11 protein-coding genes are annotated in these 11347 nt (G+C 72.3%); 1 reads left to right on the top strand and 10 read right to left on the bottom strand.

The features are described from left to right. Positions 1-63 precede the first annotated feature (63 nt). From ACFXJ8_RS29920 to ACFXJ8_RS29875, 10 genes are all read right to left on the bottom strand, one after another. Complete coding sequence (locus ACFXJ8_RS29920; protein ID WP_379647313.1) at positions 64-2358, bottom strand: FdhF/YdeP family oxidoreductase; 2295 nt, start codon at positions 2356-2358, stop codon at positions 64-66. Further along, positions 2334-3458 carry an aromatic ring-hydroxylating dioxygenase subunit alpha gene (locus ACFXJ8_RS29915; RefSeq protein ID WP_379647312.1) on the bottom strand — a complete coding sequence of 375 codons (1125 nt, stop codon included), beginning with the start codon at positions 3456-3458 and terminating at the stop codon, positions 2334-2336. The genes ACFXJ8_RS29920 and ACFXJ8_RS29915 overlap by 25 nt, the downstream gene beginning before the upstream one ends. Before the next feature lie 27 nt (positions 3459-3485). Then, entirely contained in the window at positions 3486-4109 is a 624-nt protein-coding gene (locus ACFXJ8_RS29910; protein ID WP_379647311.1) for an MBL fold metallo-hydrolase, read from the bottom strand. Then, complete coding sequence (locus ACFXJ8_RS29905) at positions 4109-5194, bottom strand: S-(hydroxymethyl)mycothiol dehydrogenase (protein WP_379647310.1); 1086 nt, start codon at positions 5192-5194, stop codon at positions 4109-4111. Before ACFXJ8_RS29905 ends, ACFXJ8_RS29910 begins: the two co-directional genes overlap by 1 nt. A gap of 14 nt (positions 5195-5208) precedes the next feature. Continuing rightward, the gene (locus tag ACFXJ8_RS29900) at positions 5209-6441 is read right to left on the bottom strand and encodes an NAD(P)/FAD-dependent oxidoreductase (RefSeq protein ID WP_379647309.1); all 1233 of its coding nucleotides are present in this window, start codon (positions 6439-6441) and stop codon (positions 5209-5211) included. Next, positions 6438-6788 carry a bifunctional 3-phenylpropionate/cinnamic acid dioxygenase ferredoxin subunit gene (locus ACFXJ8_RS29895; RefSeq protein WP_379647308.1) on the bottom strand — a complete coding sequence of 117 codons (351 nt, stop codon included), beginning with the start codon at positions 6786-6788 and terminating at the stop codon, positions 6438-6440. The genes ACFXJ8_RS29900 and ACFXJ8_RS29895 overlap by 4 nt, the downstream gene beginning before the upstream one ends. Positions 6789-6957: 169 nt before the next feature. Further along, positions 6958-7689, bottom strand: coding sequence for an APH(3') family aminoglycoside O-phosphotransferase (locus ACFXJ8_RS29890; protein WP_379647307.1), 732 nt, complete (start codon positions 7687-7689; stop codon positions 6958-6960). A 72-nt stretch (positions 7690-7761) separates the two neighbouring features. Then, entirely contained in the window at positions 7762-8775 is a 1014-nt protein-coding gene (locus ACFXJ8_RS29885; RefSeq protein ID WP_379647306.1) for an NAD(P)/FAD-dependent oxidoreductase, read from the bottom strand. Further along, entirely contained in the window at positions 8772-9290 is a 519-nt protein-coding gene (locus tag ACFXJ8_RS29880) for an isoprenylcysteine carboxyl methyltransferase family protein (protein ID WP_379647305.1), read from the bottom strand. Before ACFXJ8_RS29880 ends, ACFXJ8_RS29885 begins: the two co-directional genes overlap by 4 nt. A gap of 6 nt (positions 9291-9296) precedes the next feature. Beyond that, positions 9297-10349, bottom strand: a complete 1053-nt coding sequence (locus ACFXJ8_RS29875) for a type III polyketide synthase (protein ID WP_379647304.1) — start codon at positions 10347-10349, stop codon at positions 9297-9299. A 106-nt stretch (positions 10350-10455) separates the two neighbouring features. On the opposite strand from ACFXJ8_RS29875, the gene ACFXJ8_RS29870 reads away from it, so the two are divergent. After that, complete coding sequence (locus tag ACFXJ8_RS29870) at positions 10456-11322, top strand: UbiA family prenyltransferase (protein ID WP_379647303.1); 867 nt, start codon at positions 10456-10458, stop codon at positions 11320-11322. Positions 11323-11347 lie beyond the last annotated feature (25 nt).

Raw genomic sequence — 11347 nt, 5'->3', positions numbered from 1 at the left:
TGAGGCTGGGGCACGCCAGCACAGTCACATACCCCAGCCTTCTCGCGCAGGGAAACCGATCGATCACCTCGTGCGATCTAGCCATGTAGTACTAGCCCGCTCCAGCCGTACGACCACGCTCTTGGAGGTCGGGGTGTTGGACGTCTCGGCCACCGAGTCGAGCGGCACCAGCACGTTGGTCTCGGGGAAGTAGGCCGCGCAGCAGCCGCGCGCCGTCGGGTAGGCGATCACCCTGAACGCGTCGGCCTTGCGCTCGCCGTCCGGCCACTCGCTGACCAGGTCGACCAGGTCGCCGTCGGCGAGGTCGCGCTCGGCCAGGTCGTCGGGATGGACGAAGACGACCCTGCGGCCCGCCTTGACCCCCCGGTAGCGGTCGTCGAGCCCGTAGATCGTGGTGTTGTACTGGTCGTGGCTCCTGACCGTCTGCAGCAGCAGGCGGCCCGGCGGGACCCGCAGCACCTCCAGCTCGTTGACGGTGAAGTTGGCCTTCCCCGTCGCCGTCGGGAACCTGCGCTCGTCGCGTGGCGCGTTGGGCAGCGCGAAGCCGGTGAGCGCGCGGGCGTTGAAGTCCTCGAAGCCCGGGATCACCCGCGACACGCGGTCTCTGATCGCGCCGTAGTCGCGCTCGAAGTCCGCCCACGGCACGTGCGGATCGTCGCCGAAGAGCGCCTCGGCCAGCCCGCAGACGATCGCCACCTCCGACAGCAGGCCCGCCGAGGCGGGCTTGAGCCTGCCGCGGGAGGCGTGCACCAGGCCCATCGAGTCTTCAACGGTCACGTAGCCTGCGGGATCGCGTTCGGTACGGCCCAGCGTCGGCAGGATGAGCGCCTCCTCGCCGCACACCGCGTGGGAGCGGTTGAGCTTGGTGGAGACCTGCACCGTCAGCCTCGTACGGCGCAGCGCCGCCTCGGTGACGTCGCTGTCGGGCGTGGCCCTGACGAAGTTGCCGCCCATGCCGACGAACACCTTGGCCGCCCCGTCGCGCATGGCGCGGATCGCCTCCACGGTGTCGAGGCCGTGGTGGGCGGGCGGCGAGAAGCCGAACTCCTTGCCCAGCGCGTCGAGGAAGACCTGCGACGGCTTCTCGTAGATGCCCATGGTCCGATCGCCCTGGACGTTGGAGTGGCCGCGCACTGGGCAGACGCCCGCGCCGCTCCTGCCGACGTTGCCGCGCAGCAGCAGGAAGTTGACCACTTCCCTGATCGTGGCCACGGAGTTGCGGTGCTGCGTCAGCCCCATCGCCCAGCACACGACGACCGATCCGGCCGCGCGCACGTCCTCGGCCGTCGCCTCCAGCTCGGCCCTGGTCAGGCCGGTGGCCTCCAGCACCTCGGCCCAGTCGAGCCCGCGCACGCCGCGTTCCCACTCCTCGAACCCGTGCGTGTGCCGTTCGATGAACTCCTGGTCGGCGGAGTCGATCAGGAGCAGGGACAGAGCCTGGAACAGCGCCATGTCGCCGTTGAGGCGGATCTGCAGGAAGCGGTCGGCCAGCGAGGTGCCCCGGCCGAGACCGGAGGCCTTCTGCGGGTTCTTGAAGCGCAGCAGGCCCGCCTCGGGCAGCGGGTTGACCGCGACGATCCGCGCCCCCGCGCGCTTGGCCCGCTCCAGCGCCGTCAGCATGCGGGGATGGTTGGTGCCGGGGTTCTGGCCCACCACGAAGATGAGCTCGGCCCGGTGCAGGTCCTCCAGCGACACCGTGCCCTTGCCGATGCCGAGCGTCTGGTTGAGCGCCGAGCCGCTCGACTCGTGGCACATGTTGGAGCAGTCGGGCAGGTTGTTGGTGCCGAAGCGGCGCACGAGCAGTTGGTAGGCGAAGGCGGCCTCGTTGGAGGTGCGGCCCGAGGTGTAGAAGACCGCCTCGTCGGGACCGTCGAGAGCGCGCAACTCCCTGGCGATGATCTCGAAGGCGGCCTCCCACGCGATCGGCACGTAGTGGTCGGCGCCCGCGGGCTTGTGCATCGGCTCGGTGAGCCTGCCCTGCTGGCCGAGCCAGTGGTCGCTGCGGACGGCCAGCTCGCTCACCGGATGGGCGGCGAAGAACTCCCGCCCGACCTTGCGCGTGGTGGCCTCCTCGGCGACCGCCTTGGCGCCGTTCTCGCAGAACTCGGCGGGGCTGCGGTGCTCACCCTCGGGCCAGGCGCACCCCGGGCAGTCGAAGCCGCGCTTCTGGTTGACCTGGAGCAGCGTCAGCGCGGTGCGGCCCACCCCCATCTGGCGGTAGGCGGTGTCCATCGCATGAGCCACGGCGGGCAGCCCGCCCGCCCAGTCCTTGGGCGGGCCGACCCGCATGCCCTCGTCGCCGGCGTCGTCGCGCGGGGCCTTTCTCACCACTGTCAGCCGATCCTGTTCTGTACCCATTCGTGGAAGGCGCCGATGTGGTGCTCGCTCGGCACGAGCACGCCGCCCTTGGCGTACGTGCGCGAGCCCATCGCGGGCTGGCAGCGCTCGCACGCCTCGAAGTCCTGCTCGTTGACGCGGTGGAAGAGCTCCACGGACTTGTCCAGGTCCTTTCCGCTCGCCACCACGTCGGGAAGATAGAGCCAGTCACACTCGACGACGGTCCTGTCGACCGCCAATGGAAACATACGATGCACGATGACGTGGTCGGGCACCAGGTTGATGAAGACCTGGGGCTTGATCGTGATCGCGTAGTAGCGCCTGTCCTGATCCTCGCTCACGCCGGGGATGCGGTCGAGCCCCTCGGAGCCGTCCACGGTGAAGCCCTGGATCTCCTCGCCGAACTCCGCGCCGTGCCCGACGAAGTACTGCGCCGCGTAGCCGTCGGCGAACTCCGGCAGCACCTCGGTCAGCTCGGGGTGGATCGTGGCGCAGTGGTAGCACTCCATGAAGTTCTCGATGATGAGCTTCCAGTTGGCCTTCACGTCGTAGACGATCCTGCGGCCGACCTCGAGCGCCGCCACGTCGTAGTTGTCGATCAGGTCGAGGGCGCCGAGCCGCTCGGTCACGGCGCCGAGCACGTCCTCCTCGAAGGAGGGAGGCTCATCGGCCAGGCAGACCCACACATAGCCGAGCCACTCCCGGACGTGCACCTTGACCAGGCCGTACTCGACACGGTCGAGGTCGGCCATCTTCGTGAGGTTGGGCGCCGCGATCAGCTTGCCGTCGAGGTCGTAGGTCCACGCGTGGTACATGCACTGGAAGGCCCGCTTGACCTCGCCGGACTCCTCGGCGCACAGCTGCGCGCCGCGGTGCCGGCAGACGTTGAAGAAGGCGCGCACCGACTTGTCGCGCGCCCTGGTGACCAGGATGTTCTCGCTGCCGACCTGGACCGTCTTGAACGAGCCCGGCTTCGGCAGGTCGGACGAGCGCACCACGCAGAACCACATCGCCTCGAAGATGTTCTTCTGCTCCCGCGCGAACAGCTCCTGATCGGTGTAGTAGTGGCCGGGCAGGGTGGGGATCACGCTGGAGGTGGGGGCGGTGCTTGAGGTGGTCACGGGAGTACTCCTCTGATACGGGCCGGGTCAGTGTCCTCGGCGAATCCAGTCCTCGAGCTGCGGGGCCTCGGCCCCGATGCTGGTGTCGCCGCCGTGCCCGGTGTGGACCACGGTCTCGGCCGGCAGGGTGAGCAGTGTTCGGCTGATCGACGAGATGATCGTCGGGAAGTCGCTGTACGACCTGCCCGTGGCCCCTGGACCGCCCTGGAAGAGCGTGTCGCCGGAGAACAGGACGCCCAGCTCGGGCACGTACAGGCAGACCGCGCCCGGAGCGTGCCCAGGAGTGTGCAGGACGTGGACGGCGCTGTCGCCGACCCTGATGATCTGCCCGTTGGCCAGCGCCCGGTCGGGAGCGGCGACCGGGTGGGTGAGCTTCCACAGCACCGAGTCGTCGGGGTGCAGCAGGACGGGCGCGCCGGTGCGGGCGGCCAGCGCGGGCGCGGCGTTCACGTGGTCGTCGTGGGCGTGCGTGCACACGATGCCCACGAGCCTGCGGTCGCCGACCGCTGCCGCGATCGCGTCGGCGTCGTGGGCGGCGTCGATGACCAGCACCTGGTCGTCGTCGCCGAGCAGCCACACGTTGTTGTCGACGTCCCAGGTCCCGCCGTCCAGGCTGAACGTCCCCGAGGTGACCAGGCGTTCGACGCGCATCACAGCACCACCACCGAGCGCAGCACGTCGCCGTGGTGCATCTTGGCGAAGGCGTCCTCCACCTGGTCGAGGGCGATGGTCTCGGTGACGAAGGCGTCGAGGTCGAAGCGGCCCTGCAGGTAGAGGGAGATCAGCATGGGGAAGTCGCGGCTGGGCAGGCAGTCGCCGTACCAGCTGGACTTCAGCGCGCCGCCGCGGCCGAAGACGTCGAGCAGGGGCAGCTCCAGCGTCATCTCGGGGGTGGGCACGCCGACGAGCACGGCGGTCCCGGCCAGGTCGCGGGCGTAGAAGGCCTGCTTGAAGGTTTCGGGGCGGCCGACCGCGTCGATCACCACGTCGGCGCCGAACCCGCCGGTGAGTTCCCTGACCGCCTCGACCGGGTCGCTCTCCTTGGCGTTGACCGTGTGGGTGGCGCCGAAGTCGCGCGCCCAGGCGAGCTTGCGGTCGTCGACGTCCACCGCGATGATCGTGGTGGCCCCGACCAGGCGCGCTCCGGCGATCGCCGCGTTGCCGACGCCGCCGCAGCCGATCACCGCGACCGAGTCACCGCGGCTGACCGCGCCGGTGTTCACCGCCGCGCCGAGGCCGGCCATCACGCCGCAGCCGAGCAGCCCCGCCGCGGCGGGCGCGGCTGCGGGATCGACCTTGGTGCACTGCCCGGCCGCCACCAGCGTCTTCTCGGCGAAGGCGCCGATCCCGAGGGCGGGGCTGAGCGGGGTGCCGTCCTTCAGCGTCATCTTCTGCGTGGCGTTGTGGGTGGCGAAGCAGTACTGCGGGCGGCCCCGCAGGCAGGCGCGACAGGAGCCGCACACCGCGCGCCAGTTGAGGATGACGAAGTCGCCCACGGCGACGTCGGTGACGTCGGGGCCGACGGCCTCCACCACGCCCGCCGCCTCGTGGCCGAGCAGGAACGGGAAGTCGTCGCTGATGCCGCCCTCGCGGTAGTGCAGGTCGGTGTGGCAGACGCCGCACGCCTGCACCTTCACCAGCGCCTCACCGGGCCCGGGGTCGGGGACGATGATCGTCTCCAGGCTTACCGGCTTGCCCTTGCCCGTCGCGACCACGCCGCGTACTTCATGAGCCATGATTCACTCCTGTGTCAGCCGGCCTGGACCGGCGCGGTCTCCATGTGTCGGCGCCAGCGGGTGAACAACCTGACCTGGTTGACTCCCAGCACCGCGACAGGGCGCTCGCCCTGCCGGTAGACGGCGAGGAAGCTGTGGTCGGCGGGGTCGCCCTCCTCCACGGTCACCGAGTCGGCGGCACTGGCGTGCCCGATGAACTGGATCTTGATGTCGTACTGGTCGGACCAGAAGTAGGCGGGGCGCGCGGGCTCGGGCCTGGCGGTGCCGCCCGACAGCAGCGTCGCCGCCGCGACGGCGGCCCGCTGCCTGGCGCCGGTCCAGTGCTCGACCCGGTGATGGCGGCCCTGGGCCGGGTCGAACCAGGCCGCGCAGTCGCCCACCGCGACGATGCCGGGCACGCAGGTGCCGCCGCCCTCGTCGCAGACCACGCCGTCGCCGAGCTCGATGCCGCTGCCCTCCAGCCACGAGGTGTTGGGTATCGCGCCGATCCCTACGACCACGACGTCGGCGGGCAGGTGGGTGCCGTCGGCCAGCCGTACGCCGTCCACCCGTCCCGTGCCCCCCAGTTCCGTGCCCCCCAGTTCCGTGCCCCCCAGTTCCGTGCCCGTCAGCTCCGTCACGTACGCGCCGCGCACCAGGCGCACGCCGCGCCGCTCGTGCAGCGTGGCGATCGCCTCGGCCATCGACTGGCCGAGGACGCCGGCCAGCGGCGCGGTCCCCGACTCCACGAGCGTGACGTCGAGCCCGAGGTCTCTGGCGGTCGCGGCCACCTCGGCGCCGATGAAGCCGCCGCCGATCACGACCATCCGCCGCGCGCTCTCCAGGTCGCCGCGGAGCGCGCGGGCGTCGTCGAGTGTGCGCAGCGTGTGGACGCCGGCCAGCCCGCGCGAGCCCGGCAGCTCGCGGGCGGCCGCGCCGGTGGCGATCACGATGCCGTCGGCCCTGATGGAGGTGCCGTCGCTCAGCGTGACGCGGCGGGCGGCGGCGTCGAGCGCGGTGGCGGCGACGCCGAGCCGCCACTCGATGTCGAGCTCCTCGCCCTCGCCCTCCAGGGCGAGGTCGGCCTCGCCGATGGCGCCCTTGAGGAAGTCCTTGGACAGCGGCGGCCGGTCGTACGGCCGGTGCCGCTCCTCGCCGACCAGCACCAGGCGGCCCGTGTAGCCCTGGCCACGCAGCGCCCTGGCGGTCAGGAGCCCGGCCAGCGAGGCGCCGACCACGCAGACGGTGTTGACGCCTGCGGTGTTCACGCCTGCCCCTTGAGGGCGACCCCTGGCGGCAGGTTCGGCTCCTCGTCGGAGGGCACGACATAGATGACGTCGTCCTCGACCACCACCTGGTGGGTACGGACGGGACGCTTGGCCGGGGGCGCGTCAACCTGGCCGGTGCGCAGATCGAACCGCGAGGCGTGCAGCGGGCATTCGATCTCGCATCCCTCGAGCCAGCCGTCGGCCAACGAGGCATCCTGATGCGTGCAGGTGTCGTCGATGGCGAGGATCTCGCCGTCCTCGGTATGGAAGACGGCGATGGGCGGATCGGCCTCCACCCGGACGGCCTCGCCCCGCGGCAGTGATGCAAGTGGGCACGCTGGAATCATCGTGTCACACCTCGGTTTCGCAAAGAGAAACATCTCGCGCTATACGCAACAGAGTGCGGGCGTGGATTGCGGATGTCAAGACCGGTTTTATGCAAGAGGTCCCGTTAGCGGGCGAGCGCCCCGCCCAGAGTGCTGGGCGGGGCGCTCACGCATGTCTGCGGCCGTACTCTCAGAACATCTCGTCCAGCAGCCGGTAGTAGTCGAGCCGCCGCCGGTCGACCTCCTCCAGCCCGTAGGCCGTGAGGAAGTCGTCGACGGCGGACTCGCCGAAGTCCTCGCCCAGGTCGCGCAGCGCGATCGCCAGGTCCAGGTAGCGGTCGGCGACGCCGAGCCCGCCCACGTCGATCAGCACCGGCCGCCCGTCGCGGGAGACGAGCACGTTGCTCGGGGTGTAGTCGCCGTGGGCGACGACCAGGTCCTCGTGGGCGGGCCGGTCGGCGAGCAGGCGGTCGTAGACCTGCCGCGGGCTCAGGTCCGCGTGGTCGTCGTCGAAGTCGTCCGCGTCGACCAGCCCGGCCTCCAGCCGCTGCTCCGCGCGCGCCAGCCGTACCGTCAGGCCCTCGTCGAAGGGGCACTCCTCGATCGGTACGGCATGCAGCTCGCGCAGCACCCTGCCCATGATCGCGCCGATGTCGGCCGGCGCCCTGCGTTCGAGGCTCGGCCAGCCCACATCGGCCAGCACCAGCGCGTCCTGGTCGAAGGCCACGATGTCGGGCACCGCCATCCAGTGCTTCAGCCAGCGCAGGCGCTCGTACTCCGCCTCCGCGACGGACCCGTGCTTGACGTAGAAGACCCCCGACGCGCTGCTGACCCGCAGCAGGTGACCGCTCATGCCCTCGTGGTCGTCGGACCAGACGGCGTCCTCGCCGAAGAGGTCCAGGACTCGTTCAGAGAACCGCATACCTGCCGAGCATATGCGGCGATCTTCAGGATGTGCTCTTCAGGGCCTTCTCGAGCTGCTGCTGAGGTCCAATCAGGCGAGGGTGCGCACCACCGTGGTGAACAGCGCGGGCAGGCGGGCGGCGGCGGGCACCACCAGGCGGGCCGCGCACGGGCTGCGTGCGACGCCCAGCAGTGCCCCGGTGAGCAGGCGGTGGGTACGCGAGAGCCGCCGCCACGCGCGCTCGTAGTCCTGGGGACGTCCGGCCGCCAGGCAGCCCACGAGCGCCTGCGCGGACAGCGCGGCCAGGCTGACGCCCTCCCCGGTGATCGCGTCGGTGTAGCCCGCGGCGTCGCCGACGAGCAGGACCCGGCCCGCCACCCTGCTGCGCACGCGCTGCCGTAGCGGCCCCGCGCCCTTGACCGGCGTCGCGGCCGGGCCGGTGAGCCTGCGCCGCAGATCGGGGAAGGCCGCCAGGTGCTCGTCGTAGTGGCGGCGTTCGGCGCTCAGGACCGCCACGCCCACCAGGTCGTCGCCCACCGGCGTCACGTACGCCTCCGCCCGCCCCGACCAGTGGACCTCGACGAAGTCGGACCACGGCGCGACGTGGTAGTGCCTGCGCAGGCCGTACCTGTGCGGCCGGGGGTCGCGCAGACCGAGCCGCAGTGACTGGCGCAGCGGGGAGTGCAGCCCGTCGGCGGCCACCAGCCAGCGGGCGCGCAGGCCGCCCGCCTCGACCCCGCGCGTGTCCTGGCGGACGCGGGTGATCCTGCCGGTGACGACCGGCACGCCCAGCTCGGCCGCCCGCGCCGACAGGGCCGCGTGCAGCGCGGTACGGCGCACGCCGCGGCCGGACGCGCCGCCGAAGCGGGCCCGCGCGCGGGTCGCCGCCTGGACGTAGTCGATCCCGAGCAGCGGGTGGCCGCCGACCTCCACCCCCATCGCCCGCAGGGCGGCGACCCCGCCCGGCATGAGGCCCTCGCCGCACGCCTTGTCGACGGGCGTGGCGCGCGGCTCGACGACCACGACGTCCATCCCCGCCAGCGCGGCGTGGATGGCGGTCGCCAGGCCCGCGGGGCCGCCGCCCGCCACGATGATGTCGATCACGTCGGCAGCGTGGCCAGAGCCGCGTTCTCGCACCGGATCCGCACCCCCAGCAGGACGGCGTTGGCAACGGTGAACACCAGCGCGGTGACCCAGGCGGTGTGGACGAGCGGCAACGCGATCCCCTCGACGACCACCGCCACGTAGTTGGGGTGACGCAGCCAGCCCAGCCGGTACGGCCCGCTGCGCACCGCGGGCAGCCCCGGCACCACGATCACCTGGGTGTTCCATCGCGGCCCGAGCGCCCTGACACACCACCAGCGCAGCGCCTGCGAGGCGAGCACCAGGGCCAGCATCGGCCAGCCGAGCGCCGGGACGAACAGCCTGCCGACGGCGTACACCTCCAGCAGGCACCCGGCCAGCAGCCCCGTGTGGAGCGCCACCATCCACGGGTAGTGGCGCCGGCCGTACACGAGCCCGCCGCGCGCCATGCTCCAGCGGGTGTTACGGCGTGCGACGACGAGCTCGGCGAGGCGTTCGACGCCCACGAGCAGCACCAGAAGCGCGTACCACGGCATCGGCGGCTACCAGCGCAGCAGGACGAGCTCGGAGCAGAACCCCGGGCCCATCGCGACGAGCAGCCCGGCCGTGCCGGGCCGCGGCGGACGCAGGCGCAGCGTGTCGCGCAGCACGTGCAGCACCGAGGCCGACGACAGGTTGCCGTTGGCGGCCAGCGAACGCCAGGTCAGCTCCAGGGCGTCCGGCGGCAGGTCGAGGGCGTCGGCCACCGCGTCCAGCACCTTCGGGCCGCCCGGATGGCACACCCAAGCCGTCACCTCGTCGGCGGTCAGGCCGTGGTCGGACAGGAAGCCGTGGACGTCGTCGGCGAGGTAGCTGCGCACGACGTCGGGGACGCCCGCGTCGAGCACCACGCCGAAGCCGCTGTCCCTGACCTCCCACCCCATGACGTGCTCGGAGTCCGGATACAGGTGGCTGCGCGTGGCGATCACGCGGGGCCCGTGCCCCTCCCGCCCCGCGCCGCAGGCCACCACCGCGGCGGCGCCGTCGCCGAACAGCGAGCTGGCCACCAGGCTGGCCGTGGAGGCGTCGCCGCGCTGCAGCGTCAGCGAGCACAGCTCGACCGACAGCAGCACGGCCACGTGATCGGGCCAGCCGAGCAGGTAGTCGTGCAGCCTGGCGATGCCCGCCGCGCCCGCCACGCAGCCCAGGCCGAAGACGGGGACGCGCTTGACGTCGGGCCGCATCCCCAGGCGGCCGGCCACCCTGGCCTCCACCGAGGGCGCCGCGACGCCGGTGACGGAGGTGAACAGGAAGAGGTCCACGTCGGCGGGCGCGAGCCCGGCCTCCTCCAGCGCCGCGCCGACCGCCTCGGCGCCGAGCTCGACGGCGGTCGAGACGAACACGTCGTTGGCCGCGCCGAAGCCGTCGAGCTTGCCGTACTGGTCGAGCGGGAGGGCCAGATGTCGCTGCTCGACCCTGGCGCTGGTGTGCAGCCGGTCCAGCAGGCGGCGGTCGGCCCCCTCTGGCAGGAACGTGCGGGCGGCCAGGTCGGTGAGCTCGCGCTGCGGATAGCGGTTGGGGGGCAGCACGCCGTGGACGGCTGCGATCCAGGTCATCGGTAACCCTCCGGTAGATGCTTCCCGGGAGGCTGCCCTGCCCGGTGGCTACTATGCCCATGGGACGGCATGGATTCGGCTGCCAACGATCGGCTGGTGACAGGCAGTGAGCGCGGCGCGGGTGCTCGGGGGGCTGACCGTCACCGCTGCACGGGTCCTTGGGGGGCTGGCCGGGAGCTGTCATCCGGGTCCGGTGGTCGCGGTCACCGTGCTGGTCACCGTGCTGGCCGTGGCGAGCGGGCGGGACCCGGCCGGGTGCGCGCTGGTGGCGGCGGCGGTCCTGACCGGGCAGCTGTCGATCGGCTGGTGCAACGACGCGGTCGACGCCTCCCGCGACGCGGCCGCGGGGCGGACCGGCAAGCCGATCGTGGCGGGCATGGTGAACGTCAGGACCGTGCGCGGGGCCGCGATCGTCGCGCTGGCGCTCTGCGTGCCGCTGTCGCTGGCCTCGGGCTGGGCCGCGGGCGGCGTCCACCTGGCGGGCGTCGGGGCGGCGTGGGCCTACGACCTCGGCGTGAAGGCCACCGTCCTGTCCTGGCTGCCGTACGCCGTAGGGTTCGGCGCGCTGCCCGCCTTCGTGACGCTCGGCCTGCCGGGACGGCCGTGGCCCGCGTGGTGGGCGGTCCTGGCCGCCGCGCTCCTCGGCGTCGGCGCGCACCTGGCGAACGTGCTGCCCGACATCTGGGCCGACCTCGCGGCCGGCGTGCGCGGACTGCCGCAGCGGCTCGGGCCTGTCCTCGTCTCCGTCCTGGTCCCGCTGCCCCTGCTGGCGGCGACGGCACTGCTGTCCTTCGGCCCGTACGGCGAGGCGGGCGTGGCCGCCTGGATCGCGGTCGTCGCGGCCGGCGCCGTCACGGTGGCGGGGCTGCTGCTGGGCGGTCGCGCCCCCAAGGCGCCCTTCGCCGCCGCGATCGTGGTGGCCGCGATCGACGTCGCCCTCCTGGTGTCCAACGGCGCCCAGCTCACCGCCTGAACCGACGGCTCACCGGGCCTGCCCA

This window comes from Nonomuraea sp. NPDC059194 (genome assembly GCF_042754765.1).
GTDB lineage: Bacteria > Actinomycetota > Actinomycetes > Streptosporangiales > Streptosporangiaceae > Nonomuraea.
The sequence above is the reverse complement of the archived record's forward strand: the minus strand, read 5'-3'. Positions and strand labels throughout refer to the sequence as shown.

What these genes read in the sequence shown, in the direction of transcription:
- ACFXJ8_RS29920 (WP_379647313.1), bottom strand. Translation starts at nt 2,358, where the DNA reads ATGGGTACAGAACAGGATCGGCTGACAGTGGTGAGAAAGGCCCCGCGC.
- ACFXJ8_RS29910 (WP_379647311.1), bottom strand. Translation starts at nt 4,109, where the DNA reads ATGCGCGTCGAACGCCTGGTCACCTCGGGGACGTTCAGCCTGGACGGC.
- ACFXJ8_RS29905 (WP_379647310.1), bottom strand. Translation starts at nt 5,194, where the DNA reads ATGGCTCATGAAGTACGCGGCGTGGTCGCGACGGGCAAGGGCAAGCCG.
- ACFXJ8_RS29895 (WP_379647308.1), bottom strand. Translation starts at nt 6,788, where the DNA reads ATGATTCCAGCGTGCCCACTTGCATCACTGCCGCGGGGCGAGGCCGTC.
- ACFXJ8_RS29890 (WP_379647307.1), bottom strand. Translation starts at nt 7,689, where the DNA reads ATGCGGTTCTCTGAACGAGTCCTGGACCTCTTCGGCGAGGACGCCGTC.
- ACFXJ8_RS29880 (WP_379647305.1), bottom strand. Translation starts at nt 9,290, where the DNA reads ATGCCGTGGTACGCGCTTCTGGTGCTGCTCGTGGGCGTCGAACGCCTC.
- ACFXJ8_RS29875 (WP_379647304.1), bottom strand. Translation starts at nt 10,349, where the DNA reads ATGACCTGGATCGCAGCCGTCCACGGCGTGCTGCCCCCCAACCGCTAT.